Source organism: Zavarzinella formosa DSM 19928 (genome assembly GCF_000255705.1).
Lineage (GTDB): Bacteria > Planctomycetota > Planctomycetia > Gemmatales > Gemmataceae > Zavarzinella > Zavarzinella formosa.
In genome coordinates, this window is sequence record NZ_JH636442.1 from 80017 (window position 1) to 104910 (window position 24894).

Consider the following 24894-nt stretch of genomic DNA (forward strand, 5'->3'; position numbering starts at 1 on the left):
CTCATTGTAACAGCGGGTCAAACCGCCGGTTCCTCGTCATCATCATCGTCCTCGTCGTCATCATCATCGTCCTCGTCGTCATCATCATCGTCCTCGTCGTCATCTCCGAAATCGTCGTCGTCCAGATCGTCATCGTCATCGTCGAAATCATCATCGTCGAAATCGTCGTCTTCAAATTCTTCGTCCTCAAGGTCGTCGTCCTCAAGGTCGTCGTCCTCGAATTCTTCCTCGTCCTCTTCGTCTTCATCGTCGTCGTCATCATCCGCATCGTCTTCGGCGTCGTCTTCGTCAACATCATCTTCATCACGGGCGGCCCAAAGGGGCGTCCGTTCGGTTGGCGCGGGGTTTCGGGCCGGAAACGGGTGGATTCCCGCCTCGGCAAGCCCCGCCAGGAGCAGTTTGGTGCGGCCGGTCATGGGAAAGGTTCCTCAGTGCCAATGGATCAGAGTCCGTGCATTTTCTTTGGCTATCGGAAGTTTCGCGACGAAACTCCAGCCTTAACCACCAAGCCGACAGGACCCGTTCGGCCGGTGGGTAACTGATTTTTCAGAGACAGGGACAATCCGGCCCGGACGACACGCAAATGCCTGTCGGAGACCGGGGTTCCGATTCGTAGACGCTTCTTTAGGAACGCTCTCCGGGGGTGTCAAGCCGAGAAAGCAGAAACCCGGATTCCGGTGAAATATTTCATATCGTTACAACGCCCGATGCCGTGTTTTTGGCCGACCGGAGAGTGCCCCATGTCTGATGCCGATTCCCCCGCCGGACAGGCCGAACCTGTGGTGGGACTCGACCATGGACCGTTCTACATCGAAACCCCCGACGAGATCCGGCGGTTGGAACCGTACCCCGGCTGGGTTGCGGAACCGTGGAACACCGTCACCGGATTCTTTTTCGTCCTTATTGTCCTTGTATGGGTTTGGCGGCTTCGTGGCCGTTATCGGGAATATCCATTTTTATCGATGGCCTTGCCTCTGTTGTTTGTCGGAGGCGTGGGTGGCACCCTCTACCACGGTTTGCGGAACTGGACCGGTTTTTTTCTCTTGGATGTCGTCCCCATCTATCTATTGGGATTGATGGTTAGTCTCTACCTATGGATTCGGCTTGGGCCAAAACTTCGATATCTCTTCGGAATACTGGCTGTCTTGGGATTTTTGCAATTACTGGGCCACTGGAAACTGCCCCACCATTGGGCCATTAATATGTCCTACGCGGGATTGGCGATTATCATTCTCTCCCCCATTGTCATCGTGCTGATTCGCACGAAATTCCGCGATGTCGGGTGGATCGTCTCTTCGCTGGCCTGTTTCGGTCTGGCCTGGCTCTGCCGGATCGCCGACACATGGCGCCCGCCGTTGTTGCCGATGGGAACCCACTGGCTCTGGCACACCTTCGGCGCGCTGACCACGATTTTCCTGATCGAGTACCTCTATCGGATCGCCAAGATTGGGCTGAGAAAACCGGCTTGAGAAAACCGGGGGCTTCCCCCTTGCGTTTGGGGTCGGTTTGGGTGATGATTAACCCTCTGCTGGTGTTCCGTTTTATCTCTCCCCTTCGACCCACGAAAGGGGCCATCCGTGCTTCGTGTCCTTGGTTCCGCGAAAAATTTCTGCGACGGCCTCACCCGGCGAGACGCCATGTGGGTCGGCGGCTTGAACATGCTCGGCCTGACGCTTGCCGATCATTTGCGGGCTTCCACGCCCCCGTCGGCCGATCAACCGAAGGATCTTTCCTTTGGCAAGGCGAAAAATTGCATTCTCCTGTATCTGTATGGTTCCCCGAGCCAGTTGGAACTGGCGGACATGAAGCCGGACGCCCCGCCCGAGATTCGCGGCGAACTCAAGGCCATTCGGTCCTCGTTGCCGGGTTGCGATGTCTGCGAATTGCTGCCATACACCAGCCGGGTAATGGACCGGGTGACCGTGCTGCGATCTTTGACGCACAAGCACCCGATTCACGGCGTTGCCTACGCGACCACGGGAATTGACAACATCGACGTGGCGATGGAACTCAATCCGCACGATGGCCGACACTGGCCGTTCGTCGGGTCGGTGGTCAGCTACTTGGAACAACAGAAAAAGACCCGCAAGGCGGTCCCGGACAACATTGCCCTGCCTTGGCCCTTCAGTTCCCGCCGCACCGGAGAGGTGCAACGGGCGGGACCGTATGCCGCGTATCTGGGAAGCCGGTATCACCCGCATTACACCGAATTTGTCGGCGAAGCCACTCGGGAAATCACCAAAACGCTCCAAGGCAAATACGAAACCTTCAAGGAACCGTATGTCGGCATCGCCCCGAACGGCCGGTTTACGCTCGGGGATGCGGCGACGCCAACGGCCGAGATGACGCTGGACCGGCTGGACCGCCGCAAAAGCCTGCTGGCCCAATTTGATGATGCGCGCCGCCTGCGGGGCGAGGCTCCGGCGACTTACGAAGAACACCGCCGAACTGCCTATGAAATGATCTCCACCAGCACGGTGCGGGATGCCCTCGACATCAGCCGGGAATCCGTGAAGACGCGGGAAAATTACGGCATGACCGTCTTCGGCCAAGCCTCGTTGGCGGCCCGGCGGTTAGTGGAGGCCGGTTCCAAGTTCGTCACCGTGTTCTGGGACGAGTTTGGCTTCGCCGGCAGCGGTTGGGACACCCACTGGGAACATTACCCCCGGATGAAAAACGAACTGATGCCGGGCTTCGACCGGGCCTTCTCCGGGTTGATCCTCGATCTTGAACAACGGGGAATGCTGGACGACACGTTGGTGGTCATGCTCAGCGAACACGGCCGGACCCCGAAGATCACCACCGTGAACGGCGGCGGCCGGGACCACTGGGCGCAAGCCTACACCGCCCTCTTCGCCGGTGGAGGCACCGCCCGTGGCCGCGTGGTCGGCAAGACGGACAAGATCGGCGGCACCGTGACCGACCGCCCGACCTCTCCGAAGGACGTGCTGGCCACCATGTACCACCTGCTGGGCTACGACCTGGAAACCATGCTCCGGGACAAAACCGGCCGCCCGGTGCCGATCATCCCCGGCGGGAGCGTGGTGCGGGAGTTGTTGGCATAATGAAGATGACACGAAGACAAGGAGACAAGGAGACAAGGAGACAAGGTGACACGGTGATCAAAACAAACGGTTTTCTCACCGTGTCACCGTGTCACCTTGTCTCCTTGTCACAAACAAGGACTGTGACCAAAGTCGGAGACAGAAGCAATGCCCTCTCCCTTCCCCGGCATGAACCCGTATTTCGAGACGGCAGATAGCTGGCGGGATTTCCACAACAACTTTCTAATGACCCTTCAAAAAATCCTCGCGGAAAAACTATCCGAACGATATTTCGTGAAATGCGAAGTCCGCGTGGTGTTCCACGAACGATCAGCCGATGAACGGTTTTCCGGAATCGCCATCGCTGACGCGGGTATTCTGAGCGATGACCATCCCCGACCGGGGCCGACGACGGCGACAATCACTGCCCCCGTCCGGCTGATGCTTCCCGCCGTGGAGGAGGAACGGGAGCGCTGGCTGGAGGTGATCGAGGGATCAACCCGCCGCGTGGTGACAGTGATCGAACTCCTCAGCCCGAGCAACAAGACCAACGGCCGGGGCCGGGAAGAATATCTGGCCAAACGATTGCAGGTGTTGCGAAGTGACTCGCACTTTGTGGAGATTGATCTTCGCCGGGGCGGCTTGCGGCCCGCGCCGCCAGAATTACCCGTCTGCGATTACTGCATGCTGGTCAGCCGACGAGAGGACCGCCCGGCCGTGGGTGTCTGGCCCGTCGCCCTTCGGGACGAACTTCCGGTCATCCCCGTCCCCCTGCTGGAACCAGACTCGCCAATCCAAGTGAATTTGCAAGAACTTCTGAACGAAACCTATGACCGGGTGAGATACGAGCGAGTGATCTATCGTAATCCCCCCGAGCCGCCGCTTTCGCCCGAGGACGAGGCTTGGGCCTCGGGCCTCATTCCGGCCGGTCGCGGGCCGAACGCGGTTTCCAGTTAAACCGGCCGCTTGTTTTACGCGACGGTGTTGGTCAGCGTCCCGATGCCGTCAATCGTGATGTGGATCACGTCGCTGCTCGCCAGTGTGAAGGCATCAGGGGGGACGATGCCGGTTCCCGTCATCAACAACACGCCGTCCGGGAAGCTCATTTCCTTTCCGAGCCATTCCACCAACGCCTCGGGGGTGCGGGCCATCATGCCGAGATTGGTGGTTCCTTCAAAGGCCGGTTTGCCGTCGCGTTCGATGGTCAGCTTGATACTGACTTCCGGCAACGGGGGCATGCCGCTCACCAGTGTGATGACCGGGCCGATGGCACAGGAACCGTCGTAAATCTTCGCCTGCGGCAGATAGAGGGGGTTTTCCCCCTCGATGTCGCGGGAGGACATGTCGTTGCCGATGGTGTAGCCGACAATCTTGAGGGCCGGGGAAATCACCAGCGTTAGTTCCGGTTCTGGCACGTTCCATTTGCCGTCGGCCCGGATGCGCACCTTGCCACCCGTCGGGACGGCCCGCCAAGAGGAGGCCTTCATGAACAACTCTGGGCGGTCGGCCGAATACACCTTGTCGTAGAACGATGCGGCCCCGGCTGATTCCTCCTCGCGGGCGAGTTTGCTTCGCTTGTAGGTGACGCCCGCCGCCCAGATTTCCTGCTTGTCCACCGGGGGAAGTATGGTCACGTCCGTGAAGGGGACGCCGTTCGGATTGGCGGCCAGTTGCTCGGCGGTCAACGTCTCGGGATTCGGGGCCGCCAGCAAATCGCCAAGCGTTCCCGGCCACGAAAAGGCGTGAAACTTCCCGTGGGCGACAGCCCCGAACCGAATGATGCCGTCCGCGGTGCGGACTTTGGCCAACTGCATGATGCCACCCTGTGAGAGTCGGATTCAATTCTCAAAATTGTCCGGCGAACCGGGCGTTTGACAAGAGGGGGAATCGCGGCAAGCCATCGGCATTCAACTCATCTTCTTCGCCTTTGTCCTCACCCCCAGCGGCACGCCGGGAAATTCGCACAATGGCACGCTCGGATTGGGTTCCGCAAGCACCTCGGCCAGCGTGCTTTCATGAAAGGCTTTTTCAACCATTGCGAGAGCATCATCCATGCGTTTATGCAACGGACACAGATTGACCCCGTGTGTGGAAATGCCAAGGGGGCATGTTTTGATGCGTTTAATCGGATCGACAGCGTTGACGACTTCCAGAATGGTCAACTCGGCCGGCGGCTTTGCCAGCAGTATCCCGCCGCCGATGCCGCGTTGAGACTTTACGATTCCATGCCGGTTCAACCCTTGCAAAATCTTGGCAAGGTAAGGGGCGGGCACCTTGGTGGTGGCGGCCATGGCTTCCGTCGTCGATGGTTCCTCCATGTGGGTGGCGAGGTAAACCACGGCCCGCAGGGCATATTCGACCGATTGGGAAAACAAAGCTCGCTCCGGAAATCGGACGTTTTGATGTTGAATTCCATGATACGCGGATTAGATTGAAACCAAAACAAGACATTTAGATCCGATATTCAATTTGGCGAGAAATCTGATGCAAACAATTGATGAACCGCGACTGGAAAGCGACCTGGCGTACCGATTCGGTTATGTGGCCGAATTCATGGGCTTCGGCGAGGCGGACATTGCCGCCATCCACGGGGCCGCCGGAGCCTTGGCCCCGTTGGTGCCGGGGTTGGTAGACGCCGTTTACGCCAAGCTTTTCAACTACACGTCCACTTGGCGGCACTTCGTCCCCCGACAGGATGGTTTTACCGGTGGCCTTCCGATGGCTCTGGAAGATCTTCCTCCGGATCACCCGGTTATCGCTTTCCGCAAGGAACATCTGAGCCGGTATTTGGTGACGCTGGTGACCAAACCCTACGACGGCAAAATGCTTTCTTATCTCGACATGGTGGGCAAAATGCACACCAACAAGGCCGGGTCGAAAAACATCCATGTCCCCCTTGTGCAAATGAACGCCCTGATGGGTTTCGTGGCCGATGCTTTCAATGCGACCATCTTGGGCCTCGGACTGGATCGGGCGACAGAAGTCGCCACTCTGCGGGCTTTTGGCAAGTTGTTGTGGATTCAGAATGATTTAATCACACGGCAGTATGCCGTCTGAAAAGGGTCAATCACGGGGCCAACTTCGCCGATTCCCATCCGCTTCCGGTCCAGCGCAAGAGGGCACGGCGATTTTGGTCCGCAGTCAATTCCAGCACGTCCATTTCCGTCAGGTAGCAGACGATCACGGCAAAATGTCGAAAAGCCACCAGGTCGTCTTCCTCCGGGATGGCGGGCATCGGGGGATGATCCTCAACCATCTGCCCCGGCGATTCCACAGCGGCATACATGACCCGGTTGAGCGGGGCGATGGACAGCCACGCATCGTGGGCGATGCCGTCCTCGATGTGAATTGACGCCACCGCCCGGCACCGGACCTGAATCCGGGTGGCTGGATCGTAAAAGAGGAGGGTCAATCGGGGATCGGTCTGCAACTGGGCAATTTTGGGGCTTCGCACATCTGTGTGAACATGAATTGATCGTGTCGATTCATCGACGCGGCGGCGCACCACCAGCCGGGATTCGGGGAAAAAACCCGGACCGAGCGACGCCATGCTCAATAATCGGAAGCCGTCTTCTCGATTGAGAAAAGCGAAGATCTCAGAGACGCTCGTCAGATCGATCATGTTTTTTGCCGAGCAACTATCGCTCGTGGCTTGTCTCCGGTGGTTTCAATGGCAGCCGAAGTTGAAATTCCGCCCCGGTTCCGGTGCCTTCGCTGTGGGCGGTCACGAAGCCGCCGTGCATGTCAACAAGCCTCTTCACAAGGGCGAGGCCGATCCCCAAGCCACCTTGGGAACGGTTCAGAGTGCGGTCAATTTGCGTGAACAGATCGAAGATTTTCGGCAACAATTCCGGAGGAATGCCGACGCCCGTGTCCCGGATGGTGATGACGTAGTGATCTTCGTTGAGAGCGGCGCTCATCGTCACTTTTCCACCCGTCTCGGTATATTTGGCGGCGTTGCCCAAGATGTTCGTGAGCATCTGCACCAGACGGACACGGTCGGCCACAATGGGGAGTTTTTCCGGGTGCCGGGGGGCTTCGAGCGTCAGCCCGGCTTTTTGGATGATCGGAAGCACGGCCTCAATGGCGTCTTGCATCACCTCGTTCAGGTCGGCCTCGACGAAAGTCAGGCGAAGTTTGCCGCGTGCGAGCCGGGAGACGTCCAGCAGGTCGTCGATGAGGCGGACCATGTGACGGACCTGCCGGTCCATCATCTGGCGGGATTGTTCGACGGCATTCGGGTTCCCCTGGGCAAGCCGCAGGATTTCCAAGGCGTTGCGGATGGGGGCAAGCGGATTGCGAAGTTCGTGGGCCAGGGTGGCGAGAAAGTCATCTTTTCGGCGGTCGGCGTCCAGCAGAGCTTCGTTGGCAGCCTCCAATTTCTTGGTCCGCTCGGCGACCTTGCGTTCCAGTTCTTGTTCGGTTTCCCATTGCCGCCGGGCAAAACGGATAGCCCGTTCCAGCACCACGGCGTTCAGGCGGTTCTTTTCGAGATAATCCGAGGCCCCGGCGGACATGGCGGCTGTGTCAATCTCGTCCTCGCTCTGCCCGGTCAGCAAGATCACCGGGCCGTGCAGAGCATGAACTTGAGTTTCCTTCACCAGATCAAGCCCGGTTTTCGCCCCAATGCGGTAGTCGATCAGGAAGACGTGATAATCGCCCTTGGAAATGGCCTCTTTGGCTGATTCGTAGTCGGAGACCCAAACCAGTTCGTAAGGTCCGCGCGGCATCTCGGCGACGACTTCCTTGGTGAGGGCGTAGTCGTCCGGGTCGTCATCCACCAACAGAAGCCGAATCACGCCCTCAGGGCGTCTGGCGTTGGACATCAGGCAACTCCACGATCTCCAGCCAATACTTGCCGATCGTCCTCACCACATCCACAAGGGCGTCGAACGTTACCGGTTTCGTGATATATGACGCAGCGGAGAGGTCATATGTTCTCAGAATGTCTTCCTCCGCCTTGGAGGTCGTCATAATAATCACCCGGATAGACTTAAACCGGGGGTCGGCCTTCAATTCGGCCAATGCCTGGCGGCCATCCTTGCGGGGCATGTTCAAGTCGAGCAAGATGATGCTCGGCCGCGGCGCGTCCTCCGGATTGGAGAACTTGCCTCGCTGGTTCAGATAATCGAGCAATTCAACGCCATCTTCGACGAACCGCAGGTCATTGGCGAGTCTGGCCTCGTCAAAAGCCTCTTTGGTCAGTTGTCGGTCATCCGGATCGTCGTCGGCCACCAAGATGGTCACGGGTCTGACGGATTTCATGGAAGCACCTTCCTCGTTGCTTTGGCCTGGGAGACTGGCATGTCGATGAGGAAGACAGCTCCTTCATTGGGCTGGCTGCGGGCAACGATTGTTCCACCGTGGCGTTCCACGATCTTCCGACAGACTGCAAGTCCGATGCCAGTTCCCTCAAATTCGTGCTTGGCGTGCAAACGCTGAAACACTTCAAAGATCCGTTCGGCGTAAGATTGATCAAAACCGATGCCATTGTCCCGCAGGGTGATCCGCACCCCGTCCACGGTTGCGGGAGGGTCCGTGTTGGGCGGCAGTTCCCCGGTCGGCGTCGCCGTCACCTCGATGCGGGGGGCCACGTCTTTTTTGCGAAACTTCAATGAATTGGCGATCAGGTTTTGAAAAAGTTGCCGCATTTGAAGGGCGTCGGCTTCGATGGTTGGCAGCAACCCCGGCGTAACCGTTGCCCCGGTTTCACCGATACGGACTTCCAAATCCGACAGCACCTCGCGCACCACCCGGCCAAGATCCACCGGGGCGAAGACGTGCGCCTTGCTGCTCACCCGCGAAAAAGAGAGCAGATCGTTGATGAGCGACCTCATCCGGCCGGCCGAATTCAACATGCGATCAATGTATTCTCGCCCCTGCTCGCCGACCTGTTCCCGGAACTTGTTGGCCAACCGATCCCCGAAGGCTTGGATTTTACGAAGCGGTTCCTGCAAATCATGCGAGGCGACGTAGGCAAATTGCTCCAGTTCTTCGTTGCTGCGGCGCAGTTCAATGGCCACCGACCGCACTTGCTCCTCGGCATGCTGGCGTTCCGAAACCTCCATTTGCAACGTCTCGTTCGTCTGCCGCAACACGGCAGTTTGTTCCCGGACACGATCCTCCAGTCGCTCGGCCTCTCGTTTTTGATCGTCGATGTCGTTGAGCGAGCCGATCCACTGATCCACGGAACCGTCCGGACGCCGCAAGGGTTCGATGGCGGTCTGGAACCATCGAAACTGCCCGTCCTCCGCCCGTCGAACCCGAATTTCCAGCCGGGAAACCTCCGGCAACCCGCGCAGAACCCGGCCCCAAGCTTCCCCGACTGTGTTCAAGTCGTCCGGGTGGATGATGTCTTTCCATGAGAGATCCCCGCGACCCAGATCGGCCAGCCCGGTGTACTCCCTCCAGCGAGTGTTGAAGTAAGTGGGCCGCCCATGAGAATCGGTGTTCCAGACAAGTTGCGGAATTGATTCCGTGAGCGTGCGGAAGCGTTGGGCGTTTGTCTGCGCCTCGTCCGAAATTCTTCGGAAATCATCGATATCCGTGCAGGTTCCGAACCAGCGGATGATCTGCCCCGCCGCGTTTCGCACGGGCGTGGCGCGGGCGATGAACCAGCGATAGTCGCCCTCCCGGCCCCGGAGCCGGTATTCAATCTCGTAAAAATCGCCCGTTTGCAACGAGTGTTGCCAGCGTACCCGGGTGTTTTCAGAATCTCCCGGATGCAGGGGATATTTCCAGTCGGAGCCGATGCTCTCTTCCGGGGTCAGGCCGGTGAATTCGTACCAGCGAGCATTGAAATATTCGAGGTAGCCATCCGGCCGGGCCGTCCAGACGATCTGCGGCATCGCCTCCGCAAGCGTGCGGAAGCGGTCTTCGCTTTCCTGCAATTGACGCTGGGCGCGGTGCTGTTCGGTGATGTCCCTCGCGATCACGCCGAGGCCGAGGCTGAAGCCGTATTCGTGCCGGATCGGGAAGGCGCTCAACAGCCAGACCGTCGGTTCCCCTTTGTTGTCTCGCGGGGGCACTTCGCCGATCCGGCTGGCGATCGGCGTGTTTTTCGCCATCGCTTGTTCCAATTCGGCCAGCAAGTCATCGGAAAATTCCGGCAATACTTCCCTCGGCAGGCGGCCCATCGGATTGGCCACGGGCTTGTTCCGGGCTTGCAACAGGGGCAGGTTCGCCTTCAGGGATCGGAGCTTTTCATCAAAGAACGCGATGCCGACCGGGGCGTTGTCGATAAACGCATTCAACCGGGCGAGGGCGGCGGCCGTCTCCCGCTGAGAGTCGGCCAGTTGCTCGTTGGCCGTGCGAAGATCAGCGAGCGTTTGTTGCACCCGTTTTCGCCCGGTTCGCTGGGCTTCCCCGAGAATGGCGGTCACCACTCCGCAAAACAGGAACATCCCCACGACAATCTGATCGCTGACGGCCTCGATCTGACGCTTTTCACTGGGAAGCACAAACAACACCAACACCCCCAACATGCTCAGGAACATCGTGAGGATGGCGGGACCAAATCCGCTTCGCCACGAAATGAGCATCACGGCCACCAGCGGAATGACCATCGCGTGGTCGCCGGCCAGCAACGGGTCCAGCACTTGCCGGATGAGAACGGCCACCCCGGCGGCGATGCCCGCCACCATGTAATCGAGAAACCGATTGTCCGACTCGGGTTCCGGGTCAGTGATTGTCGAACCTTGGGACAACGCCCGGCAGGCTTCCCACCAAGCGATTGCCTTGGGGATCGCCGGAATCAGCGTGATGACGGCGGCCCAGCCGGCCACGGCCGTGAGAAGTTTCATGGTCCCAGCGAACCGGTAGACGGGGGCCTGAAACATGATTGCCATGACAAAGTGAGTCAGCCCGATCATGGCCAGGAACAGACCGAACATCCAAACCACGCGAGGAGGCGGCGGCAGGTTCTGTCGGCGAGTGAGCAGAAACGCCACCAGCGGGACAAGCACACACGCGAGAGAAATGGCGACATCCGAGCCAGTGTGCAGCCAGATGAGATTCCGGGTCCATCCGGCCACCGTTTGCATCCGAACAAACGGCGAGGAATCAAAAAGACCGGTGAAAAACTCAAACAACGGTTGTCCTCCCGATTGGCGATGTCGCTTGGGAAACACATCTTTTGAAACGCTGGATTCGGAATAAATGCAAAAAACCGTCCAAGGCGGCTTTTCTGGCGAGGGATTTTGCCTCCGAACTCCCGATTCTCCGTGCTCCGTTCCCGGTTGCGATCATTCGAGTCAACCATCTCCCATAGCAACAATGGGGCCACGGACTAGAATTAGGAAATCAATGAGATCGCACCACCCGGAGTCACCGATGTCGGCCAGTTCCACTCATCTGACCGCCACGCCCCCCCCCGCGTCTGTTTCGTCGGCCGCGCCGACTGGCATCCAACGAATTTTGATCGCCGAGGATCTGGAGGATGCCCGAAATTCCCTCCAGCAAGTTCTCCAAATGGCCCTGTCGCTGGACGTGGATACCGCCGAGGACGGAGCGAAGGCTCTCGCCATGTTGGAGGAACGGTCTTACAGCATCCTCGTGACCGACTTGCGCATGCCGAAAATGAACGGCATGAAATTGATGGAGGAAATCCACGCCCGCAAACTGCCGGTGACGGTGATCGTCACCACCGGGCACGGCGGCGTGCAGGATGCCGTCCATGCGATGCGGCTCGGGGCTTACGACTTTCTGACGAAACCGGCCGACCCGCAACACCTTACCTTGATGGTGCAACGGGCCTTGCGGGAACGAGCGCTGCAAGATGAGGTGATCGCTCTCCGGGAGCAATTGCAGGGGCGGCATTCGTTTCAGAATGTTATCAGCAAAAGCCCGCGAATGATGGAGGTGTTCGACCTCATCGACCAGATTTCGGACACTACTTCCACCATTTTGATCATTGGCGAAACCGGCACCGGGAAAGAACAAATTGCTCGGGCCGTGCATCAGGCCTCGGCCCCGGCCCGTTCGGGCAATTTTGTGGCCATTAACTGCGCCGCCGTGCCGGAAACCTTGCTGGAAAGCGAGTTGTTCGGCCACGAAAAAGGCTCGTTCACCGGGGCCGCCACCCAGCGCAAGGGGCGTTTTGAGCAGGCCCACAAAGGGACGCTGTTTTTGGACGAAGTCGGCGATATTCCGCTGAACATGCAGGTGAAACTGCTGCGGGTGTTGCAAGAACGCAAATTCGAGCGGATCGGCGGATCGGAGCCGATCGAGATCGACGTCCGGGTGGTGGCGGCCACCCACCAGCCATTGGAACAACTGGTGAAAGAAGGCAAATTCCGCGAGGATTTGTTCTATCGGCTCAACGTCGTGCGGATCGATCTGCCCCCCCTGCGGGATCGCCCGGAAGATATTCCGGTGTTGGTGAGTCATTTTTGCAGCCGGTTTGCCCGCCCCGGCCACGCGCCCGCCACCGTCAGCCCGGAGGCGATGGAAATCCTGTTGAAAAGCCCGTGGCCCGGTAATGTCCGGCAATTGGAGAACGCCATCGAACGCTCTTGTGTGACGGCGCGAGATGGCTTGATCCTGCCGGCCAATCTGCCGCCGGACATCCACAAGCGGAACAGCGAGACAAAACACCCCTTCCAACCTGATCTTGCCCGTTCGCTGCCCGAACAGCTTTCGGAACTGACATCCGCTTTTGAGGAACGCTATCTTCGCAAGGCGATGCGAAAGACCCGCGGCCATGTGGGCAAGTGTGCCAAGATTAGCGGCCTCTCCCGCCGCAGCATCACGGATAAAATCGCCCATTACAAGATTGACAAAGAGGAATTCAAACAAGAGTAAGGGCGATCGGCCTTCACAAAGCCAGCACAAAGTTGCCTCGGCCTTGCGTCTCTGTAAGCTTCACCTCTCAGGCGGGTATTACTCCCCAAGCCCCGCCAATCGGGGCGGGAATTGCCTGCCGTTGCGGGGGAGCGGATTCATGGAATACAGACAACTGGGCCGGTCGGGCTTTCGCGTGCCCGTCCTAAGCCTTGGCACCGGCACTTTTGGCGGCGGGAGCGATTTTTTCAAGGCTTGGGGCACCACGGATTCGGGCGGGGCCTCCAAACTCGTCGATGTCTGTCTCGAAGCCGGGTTGAATTTCTTTGATTCGGCCGACATTTATTCGGCCGGGCTGGCCGAGGAAATCTTGGGCCACGCCATCAAGGGACGGCGGGACAAAGTCCTTATTTCCACAAAAGCCACTTTTCGCCAAGGCAGCGGGCCGAACGATGTCGGCTCGTCGCGATATCACCTCATCGAAGCCTGCGAAGCAAGTCTCAAGCGTCTGGGTACCGATTACATCGACTTGTTCCAACTACACGGCTTCGACGCGATGACGCCGGTTGAGGAAACCGTCTCAGCCCTCGATCAACTCGTGAAAGCGGGGAAAATCCGCTACATCGGCTGTTCAAACTTCTCCGGCTGGCATCTGATGAAGTCTTTGGCGGCCGCCGACCGTTATGGGTGGACCCGCTATGTGGCCCATCAAGCCTACTATTCGCTCATCGGTCGTGACTATGAATGGGAGCTGATGCCTTTGGGATTGGATCAGGGCGTCGGCGCCGTGGTTTGGAGTCCGCTTGGCTGGGGCCGCCTCACCGGCAAGATTCGCCGAGGACAGCCGCTACCGGCCAACAGCCGGCTTCACAACAAGAGCGTGATCGACAACGGGCCGCCGGTGGCCGACGAGTATCTGTACAAGGTGGTCGATGCCCTGATTGCCGTGGCGGCCGAAACGGGCAAGACGGTGCCGCAGGTTGCCCTGAACTGGCTGTTACAGCGGCCGACCGTGGCGAACATTATTGTCGGGGCGCGAGACGAGGCGCAACTCCGTGACAATCTAGGCGCCATTGGATGGAACCTGACCGCCCAGCAAGTGTCCGTGTTGGATTCGGCGAGCGCCACGACGCTTGCCTACCCGTACTGGCATCAACGCGGTTTCGGCGAACGCAATCCCCCGCCGGTGTGATGGTGTCCCAAATCTTTTCTGTTCGGAGGATGATCGTGCGAACCCGACTGATGTTCGGCCTGTTATTGTTGGGAATCACCGGAATAGCCTCGCTTTCATCGGTCGGCTGCGCCCAAAAGAAGGAAGCCCCGCCCGCGCCCCCGCCTCCGGCGGTCACGGTGACCAAGCCGGTTAAATTCCGGGTTCAAAAGTATTTGGAATACAACGGCTATTTGGAGGCGGTCGAAACCGTCCAGATCACCGCGCGCGTCAAGGGCTTTTTGAACGACATCAAATTTGTCGAGGGAACCGAGGTCAAGAAGGGTGACTTGCTCTTCCAGATTGATCCCCGCGAATACGACGTGAACTTCAAGAAGGCCAACGCGGACAAACTAAAGGCGATGGCCGAGTTGAAGCGGACACGGGCGGACGAAGACCGGGCGAAACAACTGCTGGCGACGCAAGCCCTCAGCATGGAAGACTTCCAGCAACGGGTCGCCAGCCGGGAAACCGCCGATGCCGTGCTGAAACAAACCGAGGCGGCCATCGACATGGCCAAACTCGACTTGGAATACACGCAAATCCACGCTCCCATCGACGGCCAGATCAACCGCACGCTCATCACGCGCGGCAACCTCGTCGGGCAGAATGAAAACACGCTGTTGACGACCATTGTGGGCATCGAGCAACTGTATGTGTACTTCGATGTCCCCGAACGCGATCTCATCGAATATCAGCGAGGTCTTCGGGACCAGCCGGAGTCCAAGTCTCCCACCGGGGCGCATCCGTTGTTTGTCGGGATTTCCACGGAACAGGGATACCCGCACAAAGGGATCATCGACTTCCGCGAAAACAAAGTGGACTCCGGGACGGGCACCGTCCGTCTGCGGGGTCGTCTGGAAAACCCGAAGATTCCCCCCGGAAATGTCCGGCTGATGTACCCCGGTCTGTATGCCCGCGTTCGCATTCCGATGGGCGACCCCGAACCACAATTGGTGATCCCGGAGGATGCCTTGATGACAGGTCAGGAAGGCCGGTATGTGTATGTGCTCAATGATGAGAACATCGTCAAAAAGCGGCGGCTCAAACTGGGGGCGACCATTTGGCGCTCACCGGAAAAGTCAGACGACCTCGTCCATCCCTGGACGTTGACGGACGTGAAAGGCCCGGCCAAGAAGGATGAGCCGCCCAAAAAGGATGAGCCGGCCAAAAAAGATGCTCCACCCAAGAAGGAAGCCCCGCCGAGTGTGCGTGCGGTGGTGTCCGTGGAAGAAGGGTTGAAAGAAGGGGACCGCATCGTCGTGAACGGGTTGCAGCGAGCCAGACCCGAAACACCGGTCACCCCGGAGATGGCGGAATTCCGCGGCCCCGCCGGCGACGAGCCGGTGAAAAAGTGAGTCCAATCCAACGGTCGTCTCCAGACACCCAAGAGCCGCATGCGTCAGTCATGGGGTTGCTTTCCGTGGGTGACGGTCCCCCCCGCCGCTGACGCAGCGGGGCTCTCGGGCATCATGAATAGAAGCAAAACGGCCCATCGTTTCGTCCACCCCGTCACCTATTTCGGGCATTCCAAGTGATTTCTCGTTTTTTCATCGACCGGCCGATTTTCGCCAACGTCCTCGCCATCCTGATGATCCTGTTCGGGTTCGTCGCCCTCAAGCGGCTCCCCATCGAACGGTATCCGGCGATCACGCCGCCGACGGTGGTGGTCAGCACGAACTATCCGGGGGCGAGCGCCAAGGTCGTCGCGGACACGGTGGCCGCCCCGATCGAGCAGCAGATCAACGGCGTGGAGAACATGATGTACATGTCCTCCACCAGTTCGGCTGACGGTTCGTATGCCCTGACCATCACCTTTGAAATCGGCACGAATCTGGACGACGCCCAAGTGCTTGTCCAAAACCGATTGAGCATCGCCGAGCCGACCCTGCCCGAAGAAGTTCGGCGCCAGGGGGTGACGGTCAAAAAGCAATCATCGAACATTCTGCTCGTGATTTCACTCACGTCCGAGAACGGGACTTACGATCCGCTGTTCCTCTCCAACTATGCCACCCTGCGGTTGCGGGACGACATGAGTCGGGTGAACGGCGTGGGCGAAGTGACCGTCAAGGGGGCCGGCGCTTACTCGATGCGCATCTGGCTGGACCCGGACAAACTTGCGGCCCGGCAACTCACGACGCAAGACGTGACGGCCGCCCTCGCCCGGCAAAACGTGCAAGTGGCCGCCGGTCAGGTGGGCCAGCCGCCGACGCCGTCGGGACAGTCGTTCCAGCTCACCGTCACCACCTTGGGCCGGCTCACCGATCCGGCCCAGTTTGAGGGAGTGATTGTCAAGGCCGGGGCAAACGGGCAGACGGTTTACCTTCGAGATGTGGCCCGCGTGGAACTCGGCGGCCAGTCCTATGACACGTTTGAAACACGGGACGGGATGCCGGCCGCCAACTTGCTGATCTTCCAGCTTCCGGGGTCAAACGCCCTGGACGTGGCCATCCGCGTCCGCGAGACGATGGAAAAGATCAAGCCAAGCCTGCCCGACGGCATGGAATACACCATCCCGTTCGACACGACGAAGTTTGTCGAATCGGCCATCAACAACGTGTATCGCACCTTGATCGAAGCCGGGGTGCTGGTGCTGATCGTGATCTTGGTGTTCCTGCAAAGCTGGCGGGCCTTGCTCGTCCCCGCGACGACGGTGCCTGTGACCATCATCGGGGCTTTTGCGTTCATGTATTTGTTCGGCTTCTCGATCAACCTGCTCACGCTGTTCGGGTTGATTCTGGCCATCGGCATCGTCGTGGACGACGCCATCGTGATCGTGGAGAACGCCTCCCACCACATCGAACAAGGGATGGCCCCGCGCGAGGCGACCATTCAAGCCATGAACGAAGTCACCGGGCCGGTGATCGCCATCACGTTCGTCCTCATGGCCGTGTTCATCCCCACGGCGTTCCTCAGCGGCATCACCGGGCAAATGTACCGGCAATTCGCGCTGACCATCGCGGCCACCGCCATCATCAGCGCCATCAACGCCCTGACGCTCAAACCGGCCCAGTGCGCCACTTATCTCAAGCCTTCCAAGGGCAAGAACCTGTTCACGAAGATTTTCGACTTCTTGTACAAGCCGGTCGAAAACCTTTACACATTTATCATCCGGCAACTGGTGAGAGTCTGGTGGCTGGTGATCCTGGCGTTCATCGCTGTCGGCTGGTTCACCGGACGGCAGTACCAGAAAATTCCGACCGGCTTCCTGCCGACCGAGGACGAGGGATACGCCATCATCGCCATTCAGTTGCCGGACTCGGCCTCGCTCGAACGAACCCGCGAAGTGGCCGAGCGATTGAATGCCATCTGTGCCCGTTACAAGGAAAACAAGGCGATCACCCATTGGTTCGTCCTCGGCGGCACATCGCTGCTGGACGGGACTGCCGCCCCGAACGGCGCCACGGCGTTCGTCACCTGGACGGACTGGGAAATGCGGAAGACGCCGGAGATGCAACAACAAGCGCTCGTCAACCAACTTCAGAGAGAATTTGGGGACATCCGGGAGGCGTTTATCTTCGTCATCGTGCCGCCGTCCATTCAGGGATTGGGGTTCTCCGGCGGGTTCGAGATGAAGATCGAAGACCGCGAGGGAGCCGGTGGCGATGTCCTTCAGGAACGCACCCAAGCGTTGATCGATGCGGCCGCCGCGCGTCCGGGGGGAGCCGTCGCCCCGCCGCCGGGAACCCGTAGCACCTACCGGGCGGGCGTGCCGCAAATTTATCTCGACATCGACCGCGAGAAGGCGGAGAAAATGGGCGTGCTCATCAGCGATGTGTTCGCCGCGTTACAGGCCAACCTTGGCTCGGTGTATGTGAACGACTTCAACAAGTTCGACCGGACCTATCAGGTCCGCGTGCAGGCCGACGCCCGCTTCCGCGGCGACCCGTCCATGCTTCGCCGGCTGGAGGTCCGCAACCGCAACGGCGGCCGTGTTCCGCTGGCGACCCTGCTGACGGCCGAGTATCGTATCGGGCCGCAGTCGATCACCCGATATAACCTCTATCCGACGGCGACCATCAGCGGCGCCACCAAACCGGGCATGAGCTCCGGCGAGGCGCTGAAAACAATGGAAGACGTGGCCGGCGAAGTGCTGCCGAAGTCAATGGGGTATGAGTGGACATCGATTGCCTTCCAAGAAAGGCGGATCAGCGGCGAGGCCGTGATTGTTTTCGGGCTGGCCGTGCTGCTCGTGTATCTGGTGTTGGCGGCCCAATACGAAAGCTGGCTGTTGCCGTTCGCGGTGATTCTGGTCGTGCCGCTCGGGTTGCTCGGCGTGGTGGCGGCCGTGAGCCTGCGGGGATTTGACAACAACGTGTATACCCAGATCGGCGTGGTGCTGATTATCGCGCTGGCGAGCAAGAACGCCATTTTGATCGTGGAGTTCGCCCGCGAGTTGCGGCTCTCCGGAAAATCGATCCGCGAATCGGCGGTGACGGCTGCCCGGTTGCGGTTCCGGCCGATCGTGATGACATCGTTCGCGTTCATCCTCGGCGTGGCTCCTCTTGTTTGGGCCACCGGGGCCGGGGCCGCCAGCCGTCAGGCTCTCGGCACGGCCGTCTTCGGCGGGATGATTACCTCCACCGTGCTGGCGGTGTTCTTCGTCCCGGCGTTTTATGTGGCGGTTCAGAGTTTGATCGAATTGCGGAACGGGCCGCCGAAACATCCGGGCGAACCGGGAAAAGAACCGGTGGCCCCTCATTGAGTTGAGTTTGAAACGAAAAAGACTTGGCGGGAGTGAGCATCCCGCCAAGTCTTGGGCGAAACCAGTCAGATCATCAGGTTAATTGGATCTTTTCGGAAAAATCCTCACACACTTCCCCGGCACAAGTCCCGTATCTTAATAATTGGTCGGAATCCAAGGACGAACTCGGCGGGCATTCCCCGCAGAGCGGGCATTCCGGGAGATGATGTCTTGGATTTTTTCGCGCGATTGTTCGACACATCCGACTTCCCGGCCCGCTGGACCTGCGGACGCTGGACGGCCGGGCAGGGCTGGCTGCATATCCTCTCCGATCTTGGAGTGTGGACGGCCTACCTCGCCATTCCCGTCGTGTTGATCTACTTCGTGCGGCGTCGTGGCGATCTCCCGTTTCGCGGCCTCTTCGCTCTGTTCGGCGCGTTCATCCTGTTGTGCGGCACCACCCACTTGATGGAGGCCATCATCTTCTGGTGGCCCGCTTACCGACTGGCCGGGCTAATCAAGCTCTTCACGGCCATCGTTTCGTGGGCCACCGTGATTGCCCTGGTCCGGGTGGTTCCCAAAGTGCTGACCATGAGATCCCCGGAGGAACTGGAACGGGAGATCACCGCCCGCAAGGAAGCCGAGACGGCTTTGCATGAGGCCAACATCAAACTTGAGCATCGTGTGGCCGAACGCACGGCCGAGTTGAACCGGGCGAATGCCTCGTTGATCGAAGAACGAGAACGATTCCGCACCACGCTTGCCAGTATTGGTGACGCCGTCATCGCCACGGACACGGAAAACCGGGTCACGTTCATGAACTCCGTCGCCGAGATTCTGACCGGTTGGAAAGCCGCCGACGCCCTGGCCAAGCCGCTGGACGATGTGTTTCACGTTCTCGACGAATCCACGCGGCAGCCGATCAAGAATCCCGCCCCCCAGGCGTTGAAGGCCGGCATTGTCACGGGGCCGGTGAATCACACGAAGGTGCTGACTCGCGATGGCATCGAACGGCCGATTGACGACGGCGCCGCCCCGATTTGCCCGGAGGGGGGCGAAATCCTCGGGGCCGTGCTGGTGTTCCGCGATGCCACCCTGCGGCGGGAGCATGAAAACGAACTGCGTGAAAGCCGCGAGCGGCTGGCCTTCGCCCTGGAGGCCGCCGATCTGGGGCAGTGGGAACTCAATCTCCGCGACCAGACTGCTCTCCGCACGCCGCGGCATGACCGGATTTTCGGGTATGACGATCCTCTGCCCGAATGGACTTACGGCATGTTCCTCCAGCATGTCGTTCCGGCCGATCGGGAACGGGTCGAAGCCGAATTCAAAAAATCGGCCGTCACCGGCATGGCCTTGGATATCGAATGCCGGGTGCGGCGGGCCGACGGACAGGAACGGCACATCTGGACGAAAGCCCGCATTCGCCGAAACACCGGTGGCGAGATTGAGCGGATGGCGGGCATCATCGGCGACAACACCGAACGACGGAAAATGGAGGACGACCTTCGCCGGCTGGCCGCCGACTTGTCCGAGGCCGATCACCTCAAGGATGAGTTTCTAGCTACGCTGGCCCACGAACTCCGCAATCCGCTGGCGCCGATCAGCAACGGTCTGCACGTTCTCCGGCTCACCGGCATCCTCCCTCCGGCCGCCGAGCGGGCGCGCGGCATGATGGAGCGTCAACTATCCCAAATGGTGCGATTGGTCGACGACCTGTTGGATATCTCGCGCATCACCCGGAACAAGATGGAACTCCGCCGGGAGCGTGTCTTGCTGACCGCCGTGGTGCGGAATGCCGTGGAAATCAGCCGCCCGTTGATCGAAACGGCCGGCCATGAGTTGACGCTGGCCATCCCGGCCCAGCCGATTTTTCTCGATGCCGACACGACCCGGCTTGCCCAAGTGTTTTCCAATCTGCTGAGCAACGCGGCGAAGTACACCAATCGCGGTGGAACCATCACCCTGTCCGCCATGATGACCGACGACGACCATGTCGAGGTGACCGTTTCCGATAACGGGATCGGCATCGCGCCCGAAATGCTTCGGAAGGTGTTTGGCCTGTTTGTTCAGGCGGACAACACACTGGAAAAAGCTCAAGGCGGCCTGGGCATTGGCCTCACGCTGGTGCAGCGATTGGTCGAAATGCACGGCGGAGCGGTCGAGGCCCGCAGCGAAGGCATTGGCCGGGGCAGTTCGTTCATCGTGCGATTGCCCGCCCAGACAGAGGGGGAAACACATCCCCCGGCGGAGGCAACACGAGCCATCGCCACATCCCATGCCCAAGGCTTGAAAATCTTGGTGGCCGATGACAACATGGACTCGGCCACCAGTCTGCGGATGCTCCTCGAAATCATGGGCAACGAAGTGGTCGTCGCTCATGATGGCGTGGAGGCTGTCCAAATTGCCGAAAGTTTCGACCCCGACATTCTCATCCTCGACATCGGCATGCCGAAAATGAACGGCTACGAAGTCTGCCGACACATCCGGCAAATGCCTGGCGGAGCCTCCCGCGTACTGGTGGCCTGCACCGGTTGGGGCCAGGAAGACGACCGTCGGCTGGCCACCGAGGCGGGGTTTGACCATCACTTGGTGAAACCTGCGGAACTAACCGCGCTGGCCCGGATATTGGCCGCGAGTCGCGCGAGCCGAACCGCGGATGATGATCCAAGGGACCATGAATTCAATTGAAATTTCCACGACGGGAATGAAGACCAATCCGCAAGGGCATCTCGTGAAAGCGTTACAGGCTCTCACGTTTCACGATTTTCAAATCAGCCAAAAACCGACCCAAAAGTGACTGGAAAAGGTGTGAAAACACCCTCCGGTGGCCATTTTTGAACAGTTGGATACCCCAAAAGTGGTCAAAAACAGTGGGCCAACTGAACACTATTTTTCAAAACTCCCGGCAAAACAGAGGGGTCGCTTGATGATTTTGGGCAAATGCGCAGACATTTTGACCAATTGAAAATGGCCCATTATGGCGGATGCTCGATACCAGCCTCGTCGGCGACAAGCCGGATCATGTAAGCTGTCGGGTAACGACGATCATTGACCGGAGGAACGGACATGGCCTTCGACAAAACACTCGCCGCCCGGATTCGGGAGATCCTTGACCGTCGTCAGGGCATCGAGGCCAAGAAGATGTTCGGCGGCATGGGGTTCCTGCTCGACGGGAACATGCTCGTCGGCGTTTGGAAGTATTCTCTCGTCGTTCGGGTTGGCGCGGAGGCTTATGAGGACGCCCTGCTGGAATCATTCGTCGGAGAGTTCGACATCACCGGCCGGCCCATGAAAGGTTGGGTGGTGGTTGAACCGGAGGCCCTCGACACCGACGAGCAACTGGAGGCATGGATTGAGAGGGCATGGGCTTTTGTCAGCGCCTTGCCCCCGAAGCGATAAACGCCGCCAAAAGGTCGGTTTCTTTGATCCCGTTTTTCGGGATGAATAAGCTGAAATGAGCCACCGTTCACCAAGGATTTCGACTGATGCACCGTCTCCGACCAACGTTGATGCTCCTGATTCTTCTTGCCGCCGGACTGTTGACCGTCAACGGTGCCGGGCAACCGCCCAAGGAGGAGAAGAAATACGCCTCGATGCCGTGGCACCTCATCGACACTTGGTGGGACATCGGCGCCGAGACGCCGTTTGAAAGCTTGGCCGTGGAGGTGACCATCAGCGACGATGTGCCGTCCTCGGTGAACCTGTACATCTCCCCCATCGGCCTCGGCCACCTGAGCAAGACACCGTTTTACGGCGGCATCCAGACGCAATCGGACGGCAACACCAAGAAAGACACGAAACTTCGCACCCTCGGCCCCGGCTTCCTCTTCTCCATGTGGGGCGAGCGCAGCCTCGACGCCATCCGGCCTTCGGACGGCGGCTTTCTTCAAAGCTCGGGCCACGAGGGAGACTTCGTGAGCGTGCGCCGGCCCTATGCCTGGAAGAAAGGCAAATACACCTATCGGCTAACCCGCATGGATCAGGAGATGATCGATGGCAAGCCATACACATGGGTCGGGGCGTTCGTGTATTCGCATGAGAAAGACGAAAACGTCTTCGTCGGCGCCCTGCGATTCAAGGGCGAAAAATTGGTCCTCGACCGCAAGGTGGCGAACTTCGTGGAGATCTACGGGAGACTTCGGCCCGTTGCGGACATCCCAAAAGTGACGGTCACCTTCGGCCCTCCCGTCGTCAACGGCAAGCCGGCGCCAAACCCCTCGGCCGAGGCCATCTACCCGAAAGGCGTGCCGGATTATGCCGAAGCTGCGGCCAAAGACGGCTCGCTCGTCATCACCGTCGGCACCCCGGTCGAAGGCCGGGAGAAGCGTCGGGTAAAGCTGATCGAGGCCAAGAAGATGACGCCGGAAAAGTAAGCGGGACGTTCAACCACTCTCCTTTTCTCTGCCAAACGTCACCGATTTCATCGCCTGCTCGTTCACATGCAATCGGAACACGTCGGGGCGGGCATAGTGGCCGGTCACGTCGAAATCGAACTTTGCCCGGATGAGGTCGGCCCGGTCAAGGTTCGCCATCAGAATGCACTCTTCCCCATAGACCGGTCCCGCCAACAGGTCGCCGAGCGGCCCGACGATGCAACTGCCGCCCCGGATCAACACATCGGCCGAGGAGGAGAATCGGCCCAAGGGATATCCGGCCGGAAGGTCCGCTTTGCGCAAGAACTGGCACGCGGACAGGACGAAACACCGGCCCTCCAGGGCGATGTGCCGGACGGTGGGAATCCACGTTTCCCGGTCGTCCACGGTGATGGCGCAGTATAACTCGACGCCCTTGGCGTACATCGCCATCCGCAGCATCGGCATGTAGTTTTCCCAGCAGATCACCGTTCCGATCCTGCCGAGTTTCGACGGGACGACCGGGATCGTGGAGCCGTCGCCGCTGCCCCAGATGACCCGCTCCATCGCGGTTGGCATCAGTTTGCGATGTTTGCCGAGCAGGGCGCCATCCGGCCCGAAGATGATCGACGCGCAATAGAGCGTGCCTCCTTCCCGTTCAACCACGCCGACGACGAGATGAACGGAATGATCTCGGGCCACGGAACCAAGGAACTCGGTCGCCGGTCCCGGCGCTTCGATGGTGTTCTCGAACAATCGGCGAAACTCATCCCGTCCCTCCGGTGTGCGGATGCCGACGCTGACGCCGAAATCATGTCCCTTGGGATAGCCGCCAATGAACGCCTCCGGGAAGACGACCAGTTCGGCCCCTTTGCGCGCGGCCTCTGAAGTGAGATCGGCCAGTTTCTGGAGCGATCTCGGCGTGTCGAATAAAACGGGAGTCGCCTGCACCACCGCCACCGAACACGTGAGAGATGACATGGGCATTTGACCGCTCGGCATCAGGCGTTCTCCGACATCGGGCGACGAGGCTTGCGCATCCTATGATAGAAGGCGGGAATCTCGCACCTCGTGACCATTTTCTTCCTACTCTGATTCTGGGACTTGGAGGAAACCATGAAATCGTCTGTTGAAGAAATCCGTCAGCGGTTCGACGCCGAGGCCGCCCTCTACACGAACCTCGAAACGGGTCAGGTGGCCGTGACCGATTCGGCGCTGTGCATGGGCCTCGTGGCGGAGTCGGCGGCTGCCGCCACTCCTCACGCCTCGAATCTGCTCGAACTCGGTTGCGGCGGCGGGAACTACACCCTGAAACTGCTGGAGCGATTGCCGAACCTGAACGTCACGCTGGTCGATCTCACCCAGACGATGCTTGATCTGGCCGTGCCAAGAGTTCGCCCCAAAACGACCGGTTCCGTGCAAACGATTCTGGCGGATATTCGGGACGCGGATTTTGGGAAGGAACGTTTCGACATCGTCCTGGCTTCCGCGATGCTGCACCACCTGCGGACGGACGATGAATGGCAAACAGTCTTCCAAAAAGTGCATGACGCGCTGAAACCGCGTGGTTCGTTCTGGATTTACGACATCGTCGAAAGCTCGCTTCCGGAACTTCAAGCGGTTCACTGGCGACGCTACGGCGAATACCTGACGGCCATCGGCGGCGAAGCCTATCGGGACGAAGTGTACGCCCGCATTATCGCCGAAGACACGCCCCGCCCGGTTCCTTATCAACTGGACTTGCTGCGGTCGGTCGGTTTCAGTGAAGTCGAATTGCTTCACAAAAACACCTGCTTTGCCGCTTTCGGGGCGATCAAGCGTTGA

At 59.5% G+C, this 24894-nt stretch carries 20 protein-coding genes; 12 read left to right on the plus strand and 8 right to left on the minus strand.

Features of this window, described 5'->3' with window-relative positions; translation table 11 throughout:
• Window positions 1-17: 17 nt before the first annotated feature.
• Window positions 18-416, minus strand: a complete 399-nt coding sequence (locus BGIM_RS65960; protein ID WP_020471793.1) for a hypothetical protein — start codon at window positions 414-416, stop codon at window positions 18-20.
• A gap of 324 nt (window positions 417-740) precedes the next feature.
• Between BGIM_RS65960 and BGIM_RS0121485 the strand changes: the two genes are divergently transcribed.
• From BGIM_RS0121485 to BGIM_RS0121495, 3 genes are all read left to right on the plus strand, one after another.
• Window positions 741-1469 (plus strand): hypothetical protein, encoded by a 729-nt coding sequence (locus BGIM_RS0121485; protein ID WP_020471794.1) that lies wholly within the window; start codon window positions 741-743, stop codon window positions 1467-1469.
• A gap of 108 nt (window positions 1470-1577) precedes the next feature.
• Window positions 1578-3065, plus strand: coding sequence for a DUF1501 domain-containing protein (locus BGIM_RS0121490; protein ID WP_020471795.1), 1488 nt, complete (start codon window positions 1578-1580; stop codon window positions 3063-3065).
• 147 nt (window positions 3066-3212) lie between these two features.
• Complete coding sequence (locus BGIM_RS0121495; protein WP_020471796.1) at window positions 3213-4001, plus strand: DUF4058 family protein; 789 nt, start codon at window positions 3213-3215, stop codon at window positions 3999-4001.
• Between the two features lie 14 nt (window positions 4002-4015).
• Here BGIM_RS0121495 and BGIM_RS0121500 read toward each other — a convergent pair whose 3' ends face one another.
• Window positions 4016-4858 carry a fumarylacetoacetate hydrolase family protein gene (locus BGIM_RS0121500; RefSeq protein ID WP_020471797.1) on the minus strand — a complete coding sequence of 281 codons (843 nt, stop codon included), beginning with the start codon at window positions 4856-4858 and terminating at the stop codon, window positions 4016-4018.
• Between the two features lie 93 nt (window positions 4859-4951).
• A complete protein-coding gene (locus BGIM_RS0121505) occupies window positions 4952-5419 on the minus strand; it encodes an RrF2 family transcriptional regulator (protein ID WP_020471798.1) in 468 nt (155 codons plus the stop codon).
• A 109-nt stretch (window positions 5420-5528) separates the two neighbouring features.
• On the opposite strand from BGIM_RS0121505, the gene BGIM_RS0121510 reads away from it, so the two are divergent.
• The gene (locus BGIM_RS0121510; RefSeq protein ID WP_020471799.1) at window positions 5529-6101 is read left to right on the plus strand and encodes a protoglobin family protein; all 573 of its coding nucleotides are present in this window, start codon (window positions 5529-5531) and stop codon (window positions 6099-6101) included.
• Window positions 6102-6111: 10 nt separating this feature from the next.
• Here BGIM_RS0121510 and BGIM_RS57985 read toward each other — a convergent pair whose 3' ends face one another.
• From BGIM_RS57985 to BGIM_RS0121530, 4 genes are read right to left on the minus strand one after another with little or no spacing between them, the layout of a single operon-like run.
• On the minus strand, window positions 6112-6666 hold the full coding sequence (locus BGIM_RS57985) for a PNPOx family protein (protein ID WP_020471800.1): 555 nt from the start codon (window positions 6664-6666) through the stop codon (window positions 6112-6114).
• A gap of 16 nt (window positions 6667-6682) precedes the next feature.
• Window positions 6683-7870 (minus strand): hybrid sensor histidine kinase/response regulator, encoded by a 1188-nt coding sequence (locus tag BGIM_RS0121520; RefSeq protein ID WP_020471801.1) that lies wholly within the window; start codon window positions 7868-7870, stop codon window positions 6683-6685.
• Entirely contained in the window at window positions 7848-8309 is a 462-nt protein-coding gene (locus BGIM_RS0121525; RefSeq protein WP_020471802.1) for a response regulator, read from the minus strand. The genes BGIM_RS0121520 and BGIM_RS0121525 overlap by 23 nt, the downstream gene beginning before the upstream one ends.
• Window positions 8306-11134, minus strand: coding sequence for a PAS domain S-box protein (locus BGIM_RS0121530; RefSeq protein WP_020471803.1), 2829 nt, complete (start codon window positions 11132-11134; stop codon window positions 8306-8308). The genes BGIM_RS0121525 and BGIM_RS0121530 overlap by 4 nt, the downstream gene beginning before the upstream one ends.
• Before the next feature lie 241 nt (window positions 11135-11375).
• Between BGIM_RS0121530 and BGIM_RS0121545 the strand changes: the two genes are divergently transcribed.
• The 7 genes from BGIM_RS0121545 (at window position 11376) to BGIM_RS51715 (ending at window position 23091) form a co-directional block, all read left to right on the plus strand.
• A complete protein-coding gene (locus tag BGIM_RS0121545) occupies window positions 11376-12845 on the plus strand; it encodes a sigma-54-dependent transcriptional regulator (protein WP_020471805.1) in 1470 nt (489 codons plus the stop codon).
• Between the two features lie 139 nt (window positions 12846-12984).
• Window positions 12985-14016, plus strand: a complete 1032-nt coding sequence (locus BGIM_RS0121550; RefSeq protein ID WP_020471806.1) for an aldo/keto reductase — start codon at window positions 12985-12987, stop codon at window positions 14014-14016.
• Window positions 14017-14051: 35 nt separating this feature from the next.
• Window positions 14052-15392 carry an efflux RND transporter periplasmic adaptor subunit gene (locus BGIM_RS0121555; RefSeq protein ID WP_157369327.1) on the plus strand — a complete coding sequence of 447 codons (1341 nt, stop codon included), beginning with the start codon at window positions 14052-14054 and terminating at the stop codon, window positions 15390-15392.
• A gap of 176 nt (window positions 15393-15568) precedes the next feature.
• Window positions 15569-18739 (plus strand): efflux RND transporter permease subunit, encoded by a 3171-nt coding sequence (locus BGIM_RS0121560; RefSeq protein WP_020471808.1) that lies wholly within the window; start codon window positions 15569-15571, stop codon window positions 18737-18739.
• A gap of 210 nt (window positions 18740-18949) precedes the next feature.
• Entirely contained in the window at window positions 18950-21406 is a 2457-nt protein-coding gene (locus tag BGIM_RS57990) for a PAS domain-containing hybrid sensor histidine kinase/response regulator (RefSeq protein WP_020471809.1), read from the plus strand.
• A 378-nt stretch (window positions 21407-21784) separates the two neighbouring features.
• The gene (locus BGIM_RS0121575; protein ID WP_020471812.1) at window positions 21785-22117 is read left to right on the plus strand and encodes a TfoX/Sxy family protein; all 333 of its coding nucleotides are present in this window, start codon (window positions 21785-21787) and stop codon (window positions 22115-22117) included.
• A gap of 86 nt (window positions 22118-22203) precedes the next feature.
• The gene (locus BGIM_RS51715; RefSeq protein ID WP_020471813.1) at window positions 22204-23091 is read left to right on the plus strand and encodes a DUF3472 domain-containing protein; all 888 of its coding nucleotides are present in this window, start codon (window positions 22204-22206) and stop codon (window positions 23089-23091) included.
• Between the two features lie 9 nt (window positions 23092-23100).
• Here BGIM_RS51715 and BGIM_RS0121585 read toward each other — a convergent pair whose 3' ends face one another.
• The gene (locus BGIM_RS0121585; RefSeq protein ID WP_029630256.1) at window positions 23101-24051 is read right to left on the minus strand and encodes a carbon-nitrogen hydrolase family protein; all 951 of its coding nucleotides are present in this window, start codon (window positions 24049-24051) and stop codon (window positions 23101-23103) included.
• A gap of 135 nt (window positions 24052-24186) precedes the next feature.
• Between BGIM_RS0121585 and BGIM_RS0121595 the strand changes: the two genes are divergently transcribed.
• Window positions 24187-24894 (plus strand): class I SAM-dependent methyltransferase, encoded by a 708-nt coding sequence (locus tag BGIM_RS0121595; RefSeq protein WP_020471815.1) that lies wholly within the window; start codon window positions 24187-24189, stop codon window positions 24892-24894.

Excerpts from the sequence above, each read along its gene's own strand:
- BGIM_RS0121545 (WP_020471805.1), top strand. The coding sequence starts at position 11,376 with ATGTCGGCCAGTTCCACTCATCTGACCGCCACGCCCCCCCCCGCGTCT.
- BGIM_RS0121575 (WP_020471812.1), top strand. The coding sequence starts at position 21,785 with ATGGCCTTCGACAAAACACTCGCCGCCCGGATTCGGGAGATCCTTGAC.
- BGIM_RS65960 (WP_020471793.1), bottom strand. The coding sequence starts at position 416 with ATGACCGGCCGCACCAAACTGCTCCTGGCGGGGCTTGCCGAGGCGGGA.
- BGIM_RS0121595 (WP_020471815.1), top strand. The coding sequence starts at position 24,187 with ATGAAATCGTCTGTTGAAGAAATCCGTCAGCGGTTCGACGCCGAGGCC.
- BGIM_RS0121525 (WP_020471802.1), bottom strand. The coding sequence starts at position 8,309 with ATGAAATCCGTCAGACCCGTGACCATCTTGGTGGCCGACGACGATCCG.
- BGIM_RS51715 (WP_020471813.1), top strand. The coding sequence starts at position 22,204 with ATGCACCGTCTCCGACCAACGTTGATGCTCCTGATTCTTCTTGCCGCC.
- BGIM_RS0121585 (WP_029630256.1), bottom strand. The coding sequence starts at position 24,051 with ATGTCATCTCTCACGTGTTCGGTGGCGGTGGTGCAGGCGACTCCCGTT.
- BGIM_RS0121485 (WP_020471794.1), top strand. The coding sequence starts at position 741 with ATGTCTGATGCCGATTCCCCCGCCGGACAGGCCGAACCTGTGGTGGGA.
- BGIM_RS0121520 (WP_020471801.1), bottom strand. The coding sequence starts at position 7,870 with ATGTCCAACGCCAGACGCCCTGAGGGCGTGATTCGGCTTCTGTTGGTG.
- BGIM_RS0121510 (WP_020471799.1), top strand. The coding sequence starts at position 5,529 with ATGCAAACAATTGATGAACCGCGACTGGAAAGCGACCTGGCGTACCGA.
- BGIM_RS0121550 (WP_020471806.1), top strand. The coding sequence starts at position 12,985 with ATGGAATACAGACAACTGGGCCGGTCGGGCTTTCGCGTGCCCGTCCTA.
- BGIM_RS0121500 (WP_020471797.1), bottom strand. The coding sequence starts at position 4,858 with ATGCAGTTGGCCAAAGTCCGCACCGCGGACGGCATCATTCGGTTCGGG.
- BGIM_RS57985 (WP_020471800.1), bottom strand. The coding sequence starts at position 6,666 with ATGATCGATCTGACGAGCGTCTCTGAGATCTTCGCTTTTCTCAATCGA.
- BGIM_RS0121495 (WP_020471796.1), top strand. The coding sequence starts at position 3,213 with ATGCCCTCTCCCTTCCCCGGCATGAACCCGTATTTCGAGACGGCAGAT.